The sequence below is a fragment of the Micromonospora sp. NPDC001898 genome (assembly GCF_042891255.1).
In the GTDB taxonomy this organism is placed as follows: Bacteria; Actinomycetota; Actinomycetes; order Mycobacteriales; family Micromonosporaceae; genus Micromonospora.
The window spans coordinates 464228-481152 of sequence record NZ_JBIATC010000003.1 but is presented as its reverse complement, the minus strand read 5'-3'; the positions used below and the strand labels follow the sequence as shown (position 1 = coordinate 481152).

At 75.8% G+C, this 16925-nt stretch carries 12 protein-coding genes; 7 read left to right on the top strand and 5 right to left on the bottom strand.

The genetic code is table 11. The features are described 5' to 3' along the window. The first annotated feature begins 73 nt into the window (after nucleotides 1-73). The 7 genes from ACFYZF_RS09975 to ACFYZF_RS09945 all read left to right on the top strand — a co-directional run bounded on the left by ACFYZF_RS09975 (nucleotide 74) and on the right by ACFYZF_RS09945 (nucleotide 10122). Nucleotides 74-817, top strand: a complete 744-nt coding sequence (locus ACFYZF_RS09975; protein WP_387017784.1) for a lytic polysaccharide monooxygenase — start codon at nucleotides 74-76, stop codon at nucleotides 815-817. 202 nt (nucleotides 818-1019) lie between these two features. Further along, nucleotides 1020-1634, top strand: a complete 615-nt coding sequence (locus tag ACFYZF_RS09970) for a DUF305 domain-containing protein (protein ID WP_387017783.1) — start codon at nucleotides 1020-1022, stop codon at nucleotides 1632-1634. A gap of 72 nt (nucleotides 1635-1706) precedes the next feature. Continuing rightward, complete coding sequence (locus ACFYZF_RS09965; RefSeq protein WP_387017780.1) at nucleotides 1707-2165, top strand: ATP-binding protein; 459 nt, start codon at nucleotides 1707-1709, stop codon at nucleotides 2163-2165. 144 nt (nucleotides 2166-2309) lie between these two features. Next, nucleotides 2310-6872, top strand: coding sequence for a HAMP domain-containing protein (locus tag ACFYZF_RS09960; RefSeq protein WP_387017777.1), 4563 nt, complete (start codon nucleotides 2310-2312; stop codon nucleotides 6870-6872). A 1050-nt stretch (nucleotides 6873-7922) separates the two neighbouring features. Further along, nucleotides 7923-8615: a hypothetical protein gene (locus ACFYZF_RS09955; RefSeq protein WP_387017774.1), complete on the top strand. Its 693-nt coding sequence runs from the start codon at nucleotides 7923-7925 to the stop codon at nucleotides 8613-8615. A 200-nt stretch (nucleotides 8616-8815) separates the two neighbouring features. After that, nucleotides 8816-9421, top strand: a complete 606-nt coding sequence (locus tag ACFYZF_RS09950) for a LuxR C-terminal-related transcriptional regulator (protein ID WP_387017772.1) — start codon at nucleotides 8816-8818, stop codon at nucleotides 9419-9421. A 122-nt stretch (nucleotides 9422-9543) separates the two neighbouring features. Further along, nucleotides 9544-10122, top strand: coding sequence for a response regulator transcription factor (locus tag ACFYZF_RS09945; protein WP_387017771.1), 579 nt, complete (start codon nucleotides 9544-9546; stop codon nucleotides 10120-10122). A gap of 125 nt (nucleotides 10123-10247) precedes the next feature. On the opposite strand, the gene ACFYZF_RS09940 is transcribed toward ACFYZF_RS09945, so the two are convergent. The 5 genes from ACFYZF_RS09940 to lanKC all read right to left on the bottom strand — a co-directional run bounded on the left by ACFYZF_RS09940 (nucleotide 10248) and on the right by lanKC (nucleotide 16852). Then, nucleotides 10248-12122: an ATP-binding cassette domain-containing protein gene (locus ACFYZF_RS09940; protein ID WP_387017769.1), complete on the bottom strand. Its 1875-nt coding sequence runs from the start codon at nucleotides 12120-12122 to the stop codon at nucleotides 10248-10250. Beyond that, on the bottom strand, nucleotides 12119-13840 hold the full coding sequence (locus ACFYZF_RS09935) for an ABC transporter ATP-binding protein (protein ID WP_387017767.1): 1722 nt from the start codon (nucleotides 13838-13840) through the stop codon (nucleotides 12119-12121). The genes ACFYZF_RS09940 and ACFYZF_RS09935 overlap by 4 nt, the downstream gene beginning before the upstream one ends. 74 nt (nucleotides 13841-13914) lie before the next feature. Continuing rightward, a complete protein-coding gene (locus ACFYZF_RS09930; protein WP_117669281.1) occupies nucleotides 13915-14034 on the bottom strand; it encodes a SapB/AmfS family lanthipeptide in 120 nt (39 codons plus the stop codon). A 43-nt stretch (nucleotides 14035-14077) separates the two neighbouring features. Then, on the bottom strand, nucleotides 14078-14203 hold the full coding sequence (locus tag ACFYZF_RS09925) for a SapB/AmfS family lanthipeptide (protein WP_387017764.1): 126 nt from the start codon (nucleotides 14201-14203) through the stop codon (nucleotides 14078-14080). A gap of 6 nt (nucleotides 14204-14209) precedes the next feature. Then, nucleotides 14210-16852 (bottom strand): class III lanthionine synthetase LanKC, encoded by a 2643-nt coding sequence (lanKC, locus tag ACFYZF_RS09920; RefSeq protein WP_387017761.1) that lies wholly within the window; start codon nucleotides 16850-16852, stop codon nucleotides 14210-14212. Nucleotides 16853-16925 lie beyond the last annotated feature (73 nt).

The window sequence follows — 16925 nt, the reverse complement described above, 5'->3', positions numbered from 1 at the left end:
ATCCCCCCAAGCGGGCGCGTTCCCCCAGCTCGGCGGTGCGCTGACGCCCGCTTCGACCCGAAGGAGCATCCACATGCGTCGAACAGTCGTCCTTCCGCTCGCGTCGGCGGGTGCCGTCATCGCCTCGCTGGCCGTCGCGGTACCGGCCCAGGCACACGGGTACGTCTCCGGTCCGCCGAGCCGGCAGGCGCTCTGCGCCCAGAACCGGGTGCCCGACTGCGGCCAGATCAAGTACGAGCCGCAGAGCGTCGAGGGCCCGAAAGGGCTGCGCAGTTGCCACGCCGGGATCAGCCAGTTCGCCGTCCTCAACGACGACGCCCGGGGTTGGCCGGCCACCTCGGTCGGCAGCTCGGTGACCTTCACCTGGACCAACACCGCCCGGCACGCCACCAGCAACTGGGAGTACTGGATCGGCGGCACCCGGGTCGCCGTGGTCAACGGGGGCGGGCAGCAGCCGGGCGCCACCGTCTCGCACACCGTCAACCTCGGCGGGTACTCGGGGCGGCAGAAGATGCTCGCCATCTGGAACATCTCCGACACCGCCAACGCCTTCTACTCCTGCGTGGACCTCCAGATCGGCGGTGGCGGCAACCCGACGCCCACCCCCACCACGTCGCCGACGCGGCCCCCCACGCCGACCCCGACCACGCCCGCGCCGACCACCCCGGCCCCGTCCGGCACCTGGACCGCCGGGCAGGCGTACCGGGCGGGTGACCAGGTCACCTACGGCGGTGCGACGTACCGGTGCACGCAGCCGCACACCGCCCTGCCCGGCTGGGAGCCGCCGAACGTGCCGGCGCTCTGGACCCAGCTCTGACCCGACCCGGGTGTGGCCCGGTCCCGGGCCACACCCGCCCGTACGGAAGCCAGGGTGTGGCCCGGTCCAGGGCCACCACACCGGCCCCGTACGGAAGCCAAGGGTGTGGCCCGGTCCAGGGCTACCACACCGGCCCCGCACGTAAGCCCAGGGTGTGGCCGGTCCCCGGCCACGCCCGCCGAGCACGGAAGGCCACGGCACCATGAGACCCGACGCAGTCCGCGGCGTGCGCCGCCGCCTCGCGGCGCTCCCGCTCGCCGCGCTCCTGGCGGTCGCCGGCTGCGCCGCGCCCCCCGTCGCCGCCCCCGCTCCGCCCTCCGGCGCGCCGCCCGCCGCCGGGTCGGCCCGGACCGACCCGGCGGACGTGCCGTTCCTGACGGCCATGGTGGCCCACCACGACCGGACCCGGGTGATCGCCGCCGAGGCGACGGGCCGGGTGACCGACGCCGAGCTGCGCACCCTGGTCGCCGCCGTCGACGCGACCGAGGCCGACGAGCTGGCCACCATGCGGCGCTGGCTGGCCGCCGCGACCCCGCCCAGCGACGACGCCGGGCACGCCGGGCACCACGCGCACCCCGGCGGGTCGCCGACCGCCGACGCGGACCTCGCCCGGCTGCGCTCCGCCCCCGCCGACCGGTTCGACGCCGTGCTCGTCGACGTGCTCACCGTCCACCAGCGCCGGGCGGCCGCGCTGGCCCGCGCGCACCGGCCGGCGGCGGCCGGCGCCGGGGTACGTGACCTCGCCGACCGAATCGAACGGTCCCGGACCGCCCAGATCCAGCTGATGTCCCGACTGCCCGCGACCCGGGCCGGCTGAGCGCGGGCCGCCGGCCGGAAGATTCACCAGGGGTACGTCCCGGGCGGGTGCGGGCCGTGTACGGTCCCGGCCATGATCAGCGATGGGGGTGACGGTGGCGGCTCGGAAGCCGGCGCGTCCCGTGCGGGTACCGAGTTGACGCTGTTGGCGCAGACCATCGCCGCCGGACAGGTGACGGCGCTGCGCCACGCCGTCGCCGCCGCGGCCGGCACCGCCGGACTGGCCGGCGTGGCCCTGGACGACTTCGTGCTGGCGGTGCACGAGTTGGTCGCCAACGTCGTCCGGCACGGCGGGGGCAGCGGCGAACTGCGACTGCGCCGCGAAGGCGACCTGTTGACGTGCGAGATCACCGACGACGGCCCGGGCCTCGGCGACGTGCGGGTCGCGCTCCCCGCGCCGAACGAGGTCGGCCACCGCGGCCTGTGGCTCGCCCGGCAGCTCACCGACGGCCTGGAGATCCGCGCCGACGGTCGGGGCACGACCGTCCGGGTCAGCGCCCGGCTGGCCACCCCGGCGGGCCCGGGGCGGTGACCACGCCCCCGCCCCGAATCTGCCCGGGCTGAGCCGCCGGAGGACCACTGCTCACCGCCGGCACGCCGTCACGTGCATACTGGCCCGGTTTGCTGTCGTCGCCGTCGGGCCGTTCACCCGGCGGGTCGGTTCCGGGGGGTTGCGATGGTCGAGCGGTCGGCGGTACGACGTGGTGGCACGGCTCCCGGTCCGGCCGGATCGGTGACCGACCCGGGCCTGCGGCAGCTGCTGGCGGGCCTGACCGCGGTGCGCGACGGCGACTTCGGCACCCGGCTGCCGGAGGACGGCGACGGCCTGCTCGGCGAGATCGCCACCGTGTTCAACGGCATGGTCGACCAGCTCTCGCTGTTCACCTCCGAGGTGACCCGGGTGGCCCGGGAGGTGGGCACCGAGGGCCAGCTCGGTGGCCAGGCCGAGGTGCCCGGGGTGTCGGGCACCTGGAAGGACCTCACCGACTCGGTGAACGCCATGGCCGGGAACCTCACCGACCAGGTGCGCGACATCGCCGAGGTGGCCACGGCGGTGGCCCGGGGCGACCTGTCGCAGAAGATCACCGTGGATGTTCGGGGCGAGATCCTGGAGCTGAAGGTCACCATCAACACGATGGTGGACCAGCTCTCGTCGTTCGCCGACGAGGTGACCCGGGTGGCCCGGGAGGTGGGCAGCGAGGGCCGGCTCGGCGGTCAGGCCGAGGTGCCCGGGGTGGCCGGCACCTGGCGCGACCTGACCGACTCGGTGAACTTCATGGCCGGCAACCTGACCAGCCAGGTGCGGAACATCGCCCAGGTCACCACGGCGGTGGCCCGGGGCGACCTGTCGCAGAAGATCACCGTGGACGCCCGGGGCGAGATCCTCGAACTCAAGAGCACCATCAACACGATGGTGGACCAGCTCTCGTCGTTCGCCGACGAGGTGACCCGGGTGGCCCGGGAGGTCGGCACCGACGGCCGGCTCGGCGGCCAGGCCCAGGTCAGCGGCGTCGCCGGGACGTGGCGGGACCTGACCGACTCGGTGAACTCGATGGCGGTCAACCTCACCGACCAGGTGCGCAGCATCGCCCAGGTGGCCACGGCGGTGGCCCGGGGCGACCTGTCGCAGAAGATCACCGTCACCGCGCACGGGGAGATCCTGGAGCTGAAGAACACCATCAACACGATGGTGGACCAGCTCTCGTCGTTCGCCGACGAGGTGACCCGGGTGGCCCGGGAGGTCGGCACGGAGGGGCGGCTCGGCGGCCAGGCCGACGTCAAGGGCGTATCGGGCACCTGGAAGGACCTCACCGAGTCGGTGAACGTCATGGCCGACAACCTCACCGCCCAGGTCCGCAGCATCGCCGAGGTCACCACGGCCGTGGCCAAGGGCGACCTGACCCAGAAGATCCGGGTCGACGCCCGGGGCGAGATCCTGGCCCTCAAGGAAACCATCAACACGATGGTCGACCAGCTCTCCGCGTTCGCCGACGAGGTGACCCGGGTGGCCCGGGAGGTGGGGACGGAGGGGCGGCTCGGCGGGCAGGCCCGGGTGTCCAACGTCGGCGGCACCTGGAAGGACCTCACCGACAACGTCAACGAGATGGCGAACAATCTCACCAACCAGGTGCGCTCGATCGCGCTGGTCGCCACGGCGGTGGCCCAGGGCGACCTGAGCCGCAAGATCACGGTGGAGGCCAAGGGCGAGGTCGCCGTGCTCGCCCAGACCATCAACACCATGGTCGACACCCTCGGCGCGTTCGCCGACGAGGTGACGCGGGTGGCCCGGGAGGTGGGCACGGAGGGTCGGCTCGGTGGCCAGGCCCGGGTGCCCAACGTGGCCGGCACCTGGAAGGACCTCACCGACAACGTCAACTCGATGGCGAACAACCTCACCGGCCAGGTCCGCAACATCGCCCAGGTGACCACCGCCGTCGCCCAGGGCGACCTGACCCGGAAGATCGACGTCGACGCCCGCGGCGAGATCCTGGAGCTGAAGACGACCATCAACACGATGGTGGACCAGCTGTCGTCGTTCGCCGCCGAGGTGACCCGGGTGGCCCGGGAGGTGGGCAGCGAGGGCCGGCTCGGCGGGCAGGCCGAGGTGGAGGGCGTCTCCGGCACCTGGAAGCGGCTCACCGAGAACGTCAACGAGTTGGCCGGCAACCTCACCCGGCAGGTCCGGGCCATCGCCGAGGTGACCAGCGCGGTGGCCACCGGCGACCTGACCCGCTCGATCACGGTGGACGCCTCCGGCGAGGTGGCCGAGCTCAAGGACAACATCAACTCCATGGTGGAGTCGCTGCGCGAGACCACCCGGATGAACCAGGAGCAGGACTGGCTGAAGACCAACCTCGCCCGGATCTCCGGCCTGATGCAGGGCCACCGGGATCTGGAGGTGGTCGCCGGGCTGGTGATGGACGAGCTGGCCCCGCTGGTCTCCGCGCAGCTCGGCACCTTCCTGCTGGTGGAGGAGACCGGGGGCACCCCCACCCTGCGGGTGGTCGGCGGCTACGGCCACCGGGCCTCCGGCCGCCGGTACTTCCTCGGTGAGTCCCTCGTCGGGCAGGCCGCGGTGAGCAAGCGGGCGATCGTGGTGGACGCCGTCCCGGCCGACTACGTCACCGTCTCCTCCAGCCTCGGCGCCGCCGCGCCGCTGCACCTGGTGGTGCTCCCGATCCTGTTCGAGGACCAGGTGCTCGGCGTCATCGAGCTGGCCAGCATGAGCCGGTTCACCGAGGCGCACCGGGACTTCCTCGACCAGCTCATGGAGACCATCGGCGTCAACGTCAACACCATCGTCGCCAACGCCCGGACCGACGTGCTGCTCACCGAGTCGCAGCGCCTCGCCGCCGAGCTTCGGGCCCGCTCGGAGGAACTCCAGGCCCGCTCCGAGGAACTCCAGCGCTCCAACGCCGACCTGGAGGACAAGGCGGCGCTGCTGGCCCGGCAGAACCACGACATCGAGACCAAGAACTCCGAGATCGAGCAGGCCCGCCAGGAGTTGGAGGCCCGTGCCCAGCAGCTCGCGCTGGCCTCGAAGTACAAGTCGGAGTTCCTCGCCAACATGAGTCACGAGCTGCGTACCCCGCTGAACTCGCTGCTCATCCTGGCCCAACTGCTGGCCCAGAACCCGAACCGCAACCTGACCGCCAAGCAGGTCGAGTACGCCACCGTCATCCACTCCGCCGGCACCGACCTGCTCCAACTGATCAACGACATCCTCGACCTGTCCAAGGTGGAGGCCGGCAAGATGGACATCAACCCGGAGACGTTCGAGCTGGGCGTGCTGCGCGACTACGTCGACGCCACGTTCCGCCCGCTGACCACGCCGCGCGGCCTGGCGTTGGAGATCAGCACCGCGCCGGACGTGCCGCAGCGGCTGCACACCGACGAGCAGCGGCTGCGGCAGGTGCTGCGCAACCTCGTCTCCAACGCCGTCAAGTTCACCGAGCACGGCCGGGTGGAACTGCGCATCGAGCGGGCCCGCCCGGAAGAGCTGCCCGTGCAGTTCGCGCCGGGGGAGACGGTGCTGGCCTTCCGGGTCGTCGACACCGGCATCGGCATCGCCGAGCAGCACCTCACCGCGATCTTCGACGCCTTCCAGCAGGCCGACGGCACCACCAGCCGCCGGTACGGCGGGACCGGGCTGGGCCTGTCGATCAGCCGGGAGATCGCCCACCTGCTGGGCGGCCGGATCACCGCGCGCAGCGTCCTCGGGCGGGGCAGCACGTTCACCCTCTACCTGCCGGCCACCGTGCCCGGTTCGGCCGTGGCCACCGGCGCGCCGGCCCCGGCGGGCCCCCCGATGTCCCTCGCCGCCCTCGCCGGCCTGGTCGCGCGCGACCAGGCCACCGTGCCCGGCCCGTTCGGGCTGCCGACCGGCCTGCCCCCGGCGGACGGGCGGCGCGTCCTCGTCCTCGAACACCACGACAAGGGGCTGCTGACCATGCTGGTCCACGGTGTCGTGGCAGGGCTGGCCGACGGACTCCCACCGGTCGAGGTGACGACCGTCCTGGACGCCCCCTCCGCGCTGGAGGCCGTGGCCAGCCGCCGGCACCGCTGCCTCGTGGTCCACCTGGACCTGCCGGACGACAGCGGCGCCGTGCTGCTCAGGGCGCTGCACGACGACGCCGCGAACGGCGGCGTGCCGGTGCTGGCGTACCACGCGCGGCCGCTGGCGCCCGGGCAGGAGGCCCTGCTCCGGGCGACGGCCGGGGGCCGCCCCCTGGAGATCGTCGCCAGCCTGGACGACCTGCGCGAGCGGATCGCCCTGCACCTGTCGGTGGACGTACCCGAGCGGGTGGTGCCGCTGGGCCGGCCGGCCCAGGAGGCCGACGCCCCCTGGGCCGGCGTCGCCGGGCTGGCCGGGCGCAAGGTCCTGGTGGTCGACGACGACGCCCGCAACGTCTTCGCCCTGACCAACATCCTCGAGCTGCACGGGCTCGACGTGGTGTACGCCGAGAACGGCCGTAAGGGCATCGAGACCCTGATGCGCCACGACGACATCGACCTGGTGCTGATGGACGTGATGATGCCGGAGATGGACGGGTACGCGGCCACGGCCGCCATCCGGGCGATGCCGCGCTACGCCGACCTGCCGATCATCGCCGTGACCGCCAAGGCGATGCACGGTGACCGGGAGAAGAGCATCACCTCCGGGGCCAGCGACTACGTCACCAAGCCGGTGGACGCCGAGGACCTGTTGCACTGCATTCACCGTTGGCTCGACACCTGAGCCCGACCCGACCGCGTCCTCACGCTGGGTGGGCCAGCCGCGTTGGGTGATGTGGTGACCCGCGATCGGCCGGGCTGAAGGTGTTCCGCCAGCCGCAGGGGCCGACCCGTCGTACCTCATGGTGGCCCGTTTCGCAGTCCTGCGCGGCCATCTTCCGGCCGGGGTGACCGACCGGCTCGCCCGGCAGGACCGGGCCGGCCGGGGGATGCATGGGGGTGACGGCATCGTTACGATGTGTCGACATCTTCGTTGAGGGGGGCTGTCCGCGTGTGCTGTCCCGCTGTCCGCTCCGCACCGGCCGTGGTGACCGCGTCGCCGCGCCGCGTCGGCGCCTCCCCGGTCGCGCGGGTTCGCGGTGGGGAGGCGGGGGTGGGGGCGGGAGTGTCCCGGGTCGTGCGGCGGATCGCACTGCTGCTGGCCGCGACGGGTGCCGGGATCGTCGGGGCCGTGCTGCTCGCCGGCCCCGCCGCCGCCGCGCACGACGGCGGCCGGCCTCCGGCCGCGGCGGGCCCCGACGGGGCACCCCGCTCGGCGGGTCCGTTGGCCGGTGTCCTCGACGGCATTCTGCCCGCCCGCGCCGACCACGCACCGTCCGCCGGCCCTGACCGTGGCGGTCCCGACCGTGGCTCCTCCGACGGTGGTCGGCCCGGCTCCTTCCGCCCGTACCGGCTTGTTGACCGGCCCATCAGGCCGCTGCTGGTGCCGCTGCCGCCGACGGCTCCCCGTCCGGCAGAGCCCGACGCCCCGGGCCCGGTCCGGCCCGCGCCGCCCCACGCCCGGCCCGGGTCCGGCGAGCCGTCGCGGCCCCACGCCCGGCCCGGGTCCGGTGCGGCGTCGGCGCCCGAGACACGTCCCGGGTCCGGTGCGGCGTCGCCGGGTGGCGACGGAGCGACCCGTCCGGGCTTCCGTCCGGCCGCCCGGCCAGGCCTCCCCGACGTGGCGTCGGCCGTTGCCGGGGTGACCGGCGGCCCACAGGGCCCGGCGGCCGGGAACGGGCGGCCGCGTCCGGTGACGCCCGGTGACCCGGTGCCCCCCGGCCCGGTCGGCGGCGTGACGGCCCGCCTGCCGGCGCTGGTCGGGAGCCTCACGACCGCCCTGGCCGACACGGTCACCGGGGCGGCGCAGCAGGTCCTGCCCCCGGTCCCGGGGCTGGTCGACGAGCTGCTCACCCCGCTGCTGCCGGCGTTGCCGGGCCTGCCGGGACTGCCGGCGTTGCCGGGCCTGCCGGGACTGCCGGCGTTGCCGGGCCTGCCGGGACTGCCGGCGTTGCCGGGCCTGCCGGGCCTGCCGGCCGACCCGGCGGGCCCACCCGGGCCCGCGACCCCACCGGCCGGTCCCGCGCCGTCCCCCGGCGCACCGGTCGAGCCCGGGGCGCCGCCGTCCCCCATCCCCGCCCCCGTTCCCGCCACGCCGTCGCCTGGACCGGTCGGCGGCGTGGCCTCCGGGCCGACCGTGGCGTCGGTGTCCCTGACCGGGTGGACGGCCGGTCCGGCCTTCCCCGGCGCGGCCCGGGCTGCCTCGGGGCAGGTCGGTACGGTGGCCGAGGCGCAGCCGTCGGGTGGACCCGGCCGGTCGGGTCCGGCCCCCGAGCGCGCCGACGACGCCCGTGCCACGTCCGGGCCCGTGCCCGCCTCGGCCGACGAGGCCCGCTGGTCGTCGTACGCCGGTGGCCGGGAGCGCACCACGCGCTCGTCGGTTCCGGTCGACGGCCGCGCCCCGGCGGTGACCGTCCGCCCCGGCTGAGCCTGCGGCCCGGCCCGTCCCGCGGTCGCTGGCCCCCTGCCGTGCCGACCGCCCGACGTGGCCCATCGTGGCCCGTCAGCACCCGTCGTGGCGCCGCTCCGGGCCGACGCTGTCCGTTCCCCGCGCGCACCGTTACCGTCCCCGGCATCGAGCCGGGTGGTCCGGGCGGTGCGACGCGTACCCGAGATCGGAGATACGTGGTGATCCACGTCGTCGTGGCCGAGGACATGGGACTGCTGCGCAGCGCGCTGTGCGCCGCGCTGTCGAACGAGGAGGACATCGAGGTCGTCGCCGATGCCGCCGGCATCGGTGAGTTGTGGGGGGTGCTGCGCCGGGAGCGCCCCGAGGTGTTGGTGCTGGAGCTGAAGCCGGGGGTGCCCGAGTCGGCATGGGTGGTGGCGAAGGTGGCCGCCGAGGCCCCGGGAACGGCCGTGCTGGCGATGAGCCACCGCTGGAGCCCGCCGCTGGTCGAGGCGGCTCTGGCGGCCGGCGCGCGTGGCCTGGTCAGCAAGGACGCCGGACTGTCGGAGCTGGTGCGCGCGGTCCGGACGACCGCCGCCGGTGAGCGGGTCATCGACCCGGCCGCCGCGGTGGCCGTGCTGAGCCCGCCGGTCAACCCCCTGACCCGCCGGGAGTTGGAGGTGCTGCGGGTGGCGGCCGAGGGCCTGCCGCTGAAGGAGATCGCCCGTCGGCTCTTCCTGGCACACGGGACGGTGCGCAACCACCTGTCGGCCATCCTGCACAAGACCGGTGCCCGCAACCGGATGGAGGCTGTCCGACTGGCGCAACGGGACGGCTGGCTGTAGCCGTCGCGGGCGGGCCCGACGCGGATGCGTGTCGGGCCGCCCGCTCACCGAGCGGACCCGTCAGTAACGTGTTTGAATATTGACTGTCCGTGATCAATGGAGCTGCTCGGGAGAGGCCCGCCGTGATCCGTACCCTGCTCGCCCTGGACGGTGCCCTGGTCCGGGGCGCGTTGTCGCTCGTCCTCGCCGCCGAGGAGGACATCCACGTGGTGGCGGAGGTGGGCCGCGGCGACGCGGTCGGCCAGGCGGTCCGCGTCGGCCGGCCGGACGTCGCGGTGGTGGACTTCGACCTGATCACCGACGGCGCTGCGGCGCACAGGTGCCCCCTGCTGGTGCTCGCCGACCCCCGCCGTGCCCGGGGCCTGTACAGCGTGTTCTCCCCGGGCCGCACGGTCGGCATCCTGGCCAGCGACGTGGCCCCGCACCGGGTGGTCGACGGGATCCGGCGGCTCGCCCGGCACGAGTCGGTGGTGGACGCCGAACTGGTGCTGGCGGCGCTCAGCGCCGACAGCCCGTTGACCGAACGGGAGACCGAGGTGCTGCGGTTGACCGCCGCCGGAGCCCCGGTCGCCGAGGTGGCCGGGTCGCTGCGGCTCTCGCACGGTACCGTCCGCAACCACCTCGGGCGGATCGCCCGCAAGACCGGGGCCCGGACCCGGGTCGAGGCCGTCCGGGTGGCCCGCGAGTCCGGCTGGATCTGACACGAGACTGCCCCCGTGCGCCGCCGAGGAGGCGCGGCGGCGCACGGAGCCGAGCGGAGCGGCGGCGCGGGTGCGGAGGCGGGGCGGCTGGGCGGCGGGGCGGGTGCGGGGGCGGGGCGGGTGCGTCAGCCCCGCCGGGCCGGCGCCGGTGCCGGCGTGGGCCGGTCGTCCCAGTGCCCGACGAGTTCCCGGTAGGCCGGCGACCGGGCCAGCAACTCCTCGTGCGTGCCGGCCACCGGCCGCTCGCCGTCGACCACGAGCACTAGGCCGGCCCGGACGGCGGAGCTGATCCGGTGCGCGATCACCACCAGGGTGCCGGGCCGGCGGGCGAACGCGTCCTCCACCGTCGCCTCGGCCGCCGGGTCCAGGTGACAGGTCGCCTCGTCGAGGATTACCAGCGGGGCGGGGGACAGGTACGCCCGCACCGCGGCGACGAGTTGCCGCTCGCCGGCGGAGAGCGCGCCAGGCGTCACCGCCCCCTTCAGCCCGCCGAGCCGGGCTGCCAGCGCCCCGGCCCCGAGGGCGTCGACGGCGTCCGACATGGTGCCGTCGTCGGCCTCCGGGCGCAGGTAGCGCAGGTTGTCGGCGAGCGAGCCGGTGAAGACGTACGCCTCCTGCGGCACCAGCACCCGCAGCCGGGCCAGCGCGGCCGGCGGGGCGCCGGCCACCGGAACCCCGCCCAGGAGCACCGTGCCGGCCTGCGGGGCGAGCAGGCCGGACAGCAGCGCGGCCAGGGTGGACTTGCCCGCCCCGCTCGCCCCGACCACGGCGAGGTGCTCCCCGGCGGGCAGGCTCAGGGTGACGTCCGCCAGCACCGGCCGGGCCGCCGCGCCGTAGCGGAAGGTCAGCCCGCGCACCCGTACGGCCGGTTCGGCGCCGCCCGGCCCGGCCGGCGCTCCCGGTGCCGGCTCGTCCGGACGGCCGGCCGGCGCGGCCCCCGGCGACGGGGTGCCGCGCCGGGGGGCGGGCTCGTCCGTGGGGTCCGGGCAGGTCCGCAGGATGCGGTCCAGGGTGACCACGTAGCGCAGACCGCCGCCGCCGATGCCCTGCACCAGGGCGTGCAGGGCGGGCTGTAGGCCGGTGGAGACGTAGATCAGCGCGCCGAGCAACGCGCCGGCGGTCAGGCCCCGGTCCACCAGCCGGGGCGCGGCCAGCAGCAGCACCGCCAGCGGCAGCCAGCCGCCCACACCGAGGCTGAGGCTGCGCACGGCGGACATCCGGCTCAGGACGCGCTCGGCGGCGGCCTGGTCCGCCACCCGCCGACCCACGTCGGCGACGACCCGCCCGGCCGCCCGGCACGCCCGCACGTCCCGGTGCCCGGACAGCGCGGACGCGCCGGCCCGGCCAAGCTCCTCGCCGGCGCGGACGTACCGGCGCTGCTGCCCGGCCATCGCCGGCAGCGCACCGAGGAACACGGCCAGCCCGGCGACCAGGGGCGCGGCCACCAGCGCCGCGACCGCCGGGTCCAGGGCGACCAGCCCCAGCAGGGCCGCCCCGGCGGCGAACAGGAAGCCCCGGGTCACCATCAGCAGGCCGGCGAAGGTGTCCCGGACCAGCTCCACCTGGTGGGTCAGCCGGGCCGCCGCGGCGCTGTCCGCGCGTCCGCCGGCCCGGGTGGCGTCCCGCAGGGCCGCCCGGACCACCCGGGCGGCGAGGTCGTCCCGGAACGGCTCGACCACCGCGCCGAGGCTCCGGTACGTCCGGCCGGTCGCCACCGCGCCGACGAGCACCGCCCCGGCGAGCAGCCCCAGCCAGCCCAGGCCCACGCCTGGCCGGCCGGCCAGGAAGCCCTCGTCGACCGCCCGCGCGACCAGCGCGCCGGAGAGCAGCGCCGGCAGCGCCTCGACGAGCGACCAACCGGCGAGCCGCGCCACGACCGGCCGGCGGGCCCGCAGCGCCGCCCAGGTGACCTGCCGCACCCCGGGGCGGGTCGCGCCCGGGGCGCCCCGGCGATCGGTCCGGCGTCCCCGGCGGCCGGTGCCGAGTCCCCGGCGGTTCATCCGCCGTGCCCGTCGGCGTGGAAGACCGCCCGGTAGGCCGGGTCCGCCCAGAGCCGCCGGTGCGGGGCGAGGGCGCGCAACCGGCCGCCGTCGAGCCAGGCGACCAGGTCCGCGCCCGCCGCCGTGGCGACCCGGTGGGTGACCACCAGCCGCGTCCGCTCGCCCGGCTGCCCCGCCACCGCCCGGGCGATCCGGTGCTCGGTGACGGTGTCCAGGCTGGACGTGGCGTCGTCGAGGATCAGCAGCCGGTCGGCTGCGGCGAAGGCCCGGGCCAGCCCGAGCCGCTGGGCCTCGCCGCCGGACAGCGGCGTGTCGGCCAGCGGGGTACGGAAGCCCGCCGGCAGCCGGTCGACGACGTCGGCGACCGCGGCCGTCTCGGCGGCCCGCCGTACGGCGAAGGTGGCCGGGGAGCCGTCGGCCGGCGGCGCGGCCCCGTCCGGGGGCAGGGCCAGCCCGATCGCGTCGTGCACGGTCGCACCGACCAGCGTCGGCCGGTCGAAGGCGTACCCGACGGCCCGGCGCAGGGCGTCCGGGCACAGCCGGGGCAGCGGCATCCCGTCGAGGCGCACCTCGCCGGCGTCCGGGTCGTGCAGCCGCCCGGCGACGGCGGCGAGGGTGGACTTGCCGGCCCCGGACGGTCCGACCACGGCCACCGTTGCCCCGGCCGGGACGGTCAGGTCGACGCCGTCGAGGACGGGCCGGCCGTCGTCGGCGTACACGCTCACCGAGCTCAGCCGCAGCGCCCCACGGCCCGGCGGCAGCGGCTGGTCGCCGTCGGCCGGCGCCGGGTACGCCAGCAGCTCGGCGACCCGGGCCGCTCCGGAGCGGCTGCGCACCAGGCGGTTCAGGGTGGCCAGCACCGCGCCCAGCCCGGCGCCGGTGGCCGCGTAGCGGACCGCCGAGACGAGCTGGCCGGGGGTGAGCCAGCCGGCGGTCAGCGCGTACCCGCCGACGGCGACCACGCTCAGTTGCAGCAGCGGCGCCACGGCGGCGGTGCGGGCGCTGGCCCGGGCCAGCAGCTCCCAGCCGCGCCGGCCGTACCCACGAAGCTCCGGCAGCGCGGCGAGGATCCGCTCCTCCTCCCGGCCGCGGGTTGCGGCGGCGGCGATGGTCCGGGCGCCGGCGAGGGACTCCAGCAGCCGGCCGGCGATCGAGTTCAGGGCCTTCTGGTAGCCGGCGGTGGCCGCCGAGGCATCGGTGACGAACGCGCGCATCAGGCCGGCCAGCAGCACGAGCCCGGCGAGCAGGGTGACCCCGAGCACCGGCTCGATCAGGGTGAGCGCGACGACGCTGCCGAGCGGGGGGAGCACCGCGATCGCGCTGAGCACGACGGCGGTGCCGGCCTGGCCGGCGTCGGCGGCCTGCCCGACCAGCCGGCCGACCAGGTCCCCGACCGGGTGCCGGCGGGCGGTGCGCACGTCGAGGGCGAACAGGTGCCGCAGCAGGCGCGCCCGGATCCGGGCGGTGGCGCGGGCGGCGCCGTACCCGCTGGCCAGGTCGCCGAGGGTGTCGGTGGCGACCAGGACGACGACCAGGGCGCAGGCGACGGCCGGCCACCACCGGGTGCCGCCGGTCAGCGCCGCGTCGACGGCGAGGCCGAGCACCGCCGGCAGCAGCAGCTCGGCGACGGCGCCGGTCAGCGTGACCGCGGCCAGCGCGGCCGTCCACCCCCCGGCGTCGCGGACCACCCGCCGCAACAGCCCGTCGCCCGTGCGCATCGGTTCCCCCTCGAACGGCGGGCGGCCCCGGGTGGACTTGTTCTGTCCACCCGGGGCGCCGCGGATCGACCCGGTCAGTTGCAGGTGGTGATGGAAAGCGAGCTGTCGCCGCAGAGCAGCAGGCTCGCGCTGGAGCCGCCGCCGGTGCGGTCGGCCGGGGCCATTTCGAGGCCCTGGAGGTCCAGGAGCGCCATGTCGAATCACCTCCATCCATGGTGGTCGGTGTGGTCGGTACGGTCAGTTGCAGGTGGTGATGGAGAGCGAGCTGTCGCCGCAGAGCAGCAGGCTCGCGCTGGAGCCGCCGCCGCCGCCGGTGCGGTCGGCCGGGGCCATCTCGAGGCCCTGGAGGTCGAGGAGCGCCATGTCAAATCACCTCCTTCCGTGGTGGGTGCGGTCAGGATGGCCCTCGCCGCTGCGAGGGAGTCTCGGCGCGCCGGCCAGCGGCGCGAGGAAGGGCAGGGCCACCGGCTCGTCGTGCCGCGCGGCGGCCAGCGCGAGCAGCACCCCGGCGGAACCGGTGCCCAGGTCCATGGACAGCCGCAGGAGCTGCTCGCCGGGGAAGGCGGTGCCGCCGCCGTACGGCAGGGCGTGCCAGGCGAGCCGGCGCAGCTGCGCGTCCAGCTCGCGGCGCTGCCCCGGGTCGTCGGTCAGGGTGGCCAGGTACGCGATGATCCCGGCCCGCCCGGCGAAGAGTCCGGACTGGGCGTAGAACGGGGATCGGGCTGCCCGGCGTACCCCGGCGCTCGCCTCGGCGAACCGCTCGTCGGTGCGGTGGCGCAGGTACTGGTCCAGCACCAGCCCGATGCCGACGCTGCCCTGCCCGAGGTACGGCATGGTCCGCCAGCCCTCGTTGACCTCCAGTGCGCCGTTCGGGCGCACCACACACCGGCGCAGATCCTGGCGCAGCGCGGTGGCCGCGTGATCCAGCAGGGCCTCCTCGCCGGTCAGCTCGTACAGCCGCAGCAGCAGCAGCGCCGGCCCGGAACGACCGCGCAGCAGGCCGGCGTACGGGTTGCGCCCGCCGCTGATGTCCGGCCCGGGGTCGTCGGCGAGCCGTTCGACGACGGCCGCCGTCACCCTGTCGGTGGCGTCGCGCAGCCCGGTCTCCCCGGTGCGCCCGGCCAGCTCGGCGAGGTTCAGTGCGATCCCGGACAGGCCGCTGGCCAGGCTCAAATCCAGCTCGGCCCAGGGCTGGCGCAGGCAGATGTCGAGCACGTCGAGGGCGTCGGACCGGCGGTCCAGGCGCTCCAGCGCGTACGCCACCCCGTGCAGGCCGTCGTAGAAGCCCAGCCGGGTGCCGGATGCGGGGGCGGTGGCCCGCCGCACCAGCCAGTCCTCGTGCTCGGGTCGGCGGTCCGCGCCGCTGACGGCCAGGGCGTGCAGCACCCCGGCCGCGCCGTGGGCGAGGTTGAGCCCGCCGGTGTGGAACTGCGCGATGTCGCCGGGGAAGAGCCGGTCGTCGCGGTCCGGGGTGGCGCTGGCGAGGATGGCGGTGGCGATCCGCCGTCGCACGTCGGGCCAGTCGCCGTCGAGGTCGTACCGGCGCGGGTCGGCGGCGGGCGCGCCGGTCTGGGCACCGGCCTCTCGGCCGGGAGCGGTGGGCGCGGCGGCCCCGGTGATCTCGGCGACCGCCTCGGCCAGCCACGGTCGGGGGACCGGGAAGCTCTCGGCGATCACGTCGGCCAGGTGCGCGGCCTTGTCCGGGGCGATCCGGACGAGCTGGGTCAGCGGGAGGAACAGCGCCAGGCGCAGGCAGGCCAGGGCGTACCGGTCGACCGCCGGGCCGGTCCGGTCGCCGGGCGCGGCGAACCCCTGGTTGCGCAGCCCCGGCCGGCGGTGCCCCTCGATCGGCGCGGTGACCTCGAAGTCGACCAGCGCCACCCGGTCGTCGGGGCGGATCATGATGTTGAACAGGTGCAGGTCGCCGTAGACCAGGCCGCGCTCGTGGATCGCGGCGACGATCGCCTCGACCTGCGTCAGGACGCTCCGCGCCCAGTCGGCGTACGCCGCCCGGTCGGCCTCGGTGGCGTCGGCGTCGATCAGCGGGTACCGGTCGACGACGACCTTGTTCAGCGCCCGGCCCTCGATGAACTCCAGGGCCAGGAAGCGGTGCTCGCCGAGGGCGAACTCGTCGTGCACGGCGGGCACCTGGGGCAGGTCGGCGAGCCGGCGCAGGGCGGTGGCCTCCCGCTCCAGCCGGGCCACCGCGTCGACGCCGTCGGCGTCCAGGCCGGCGTGCGGGCGGGCCTCCTTGAGCACCACCTCGGTGTCGGTGCGCAGGTCCCGGCCCACGTACAGGCCCCCGCCGTTGGAGAAGTGGATGACCTTCTCGATCCGGTACGGCACCTCGGTGGTGCTGGTGGCGCCGCGGGCGGCCAGGTGCGGGGCGAGGAAGTCCGGCAGGGTGACCCAGTCGGGGAGGTGGAACACGGGATCGCGGCGGTCGGGCACCAGCGTGCCGGCGCCGTCGGCGATCGCGGGGACCACCTGCCCGTCCGGGGAGAGGCAGTAGCGGCGGGCGAAGCCGCCGTAGCGCACGTGCACCGGGCCGGCGCCGTAGCGCAGGTCGCTGAGGATGTACGGCCCGTCCTCGCCGCCCAGCAGCGCGTCGAGCTCCTTGCAGGCCAGCTCCAGCTCGGCGGTGTCCCGGGGGTAGATGGTGACGAACTTGCCGCTGGCCGAGCGGGCCGCGTACTTGGAGTTGCGCAGCAGCAGGGTGCGCGGGCCGCGCAGGAACTTGAACGACAGCCCGCGCGGCACGCAGTACGCCCACACGGCGTCGAGCACCCGCTCGGCATTGGCCAGGGTGGCCGACACGTGGATCTTCCAGCCCTGCTGCGGCAGCGAGCCGCCCTCCGGGGCGTGGATCAGCCAGTCGTCGAGCGACTCGCGGCGCCAGCCCGCCGGCACCTCCCGCTCGGCGGCGGCGAAGGCCGGCTGCGCGACCGCGCTGCCGAGCGAGTCGTAGAAGAGCCGGTCAGCGGCGCAGTAGTTGTCGTAGCGCTCGTCCACCGTGGCCCCCTCCGCGATCTCGGCCGGTGCTGTTCTCCGGCGTTGAATCGAGTTTCGTGGAGGTGGCCACCCG

Excerpts from the sequence above, each read along its gene's own strand:
- ACFYZF_RS09975 (WP_387017784.1), top strand. The coding sequence starts at position 74 with ATGCGTCGAACAGTCGTCCTTCCGCTCGCGTCGGCGGGTGCCGTCATC.
- ACFYZF_RS09970 (WP_387017783.1), top strand. The coding sequence starts at position 1,020 with ATGAGACCCGACGCAGTCCGCGGCGTGCGCCGCCGCCTCGCGGCGCTC.
- ACFYZF_RS09965 (WP_387017780.1), top strand. The coding sequence starts at position 1,707 with ATGATCAGCGATGGGGGTGACGGTGGCGGCTCGGAAGCCGGCGCGTCC.
- ACFYZF_RS09960 (WP_387017777.1), top strand. The coding sequence starts at position 2,310 with ATGGTCGAGCGGTCGGCGGTACGACGTGGTGGCACGGCTCCCGGTCCG.
- ACFYZF_RS09940 (WP_387017769.1), bottom strand. The coding sequence starts at position 12,122 with ATGAACCGCCGGGGACTCGGCACCGGCCGCCGGGGACGCCGGACCGAT.
- ACFYZF_RS09935 (WP_387017767.1), bottom strand. The coding sequence starts at position 13,840 with ATGCGCACGGGCGACGGGCTGTTGCGGCGGGTGGTCCGCGACGCCGGG.
- ACFYZF_RS09930 (WP_117669281.1), bottom strand. The coding sequence starts at position 14,034 with ATGGCGCTCCTGGACCTCCAGGGCCTCGAAATGGCCCCGGCCGACCGC.
- ACFYZF_RS09925 (WP_387017764.1), bottom strand. The coding sequence starts at position 14,203 with ATGGCGCTCCTCGACCTCCAGGGCCTCGAGATGGCCCCGGCCGACCGC.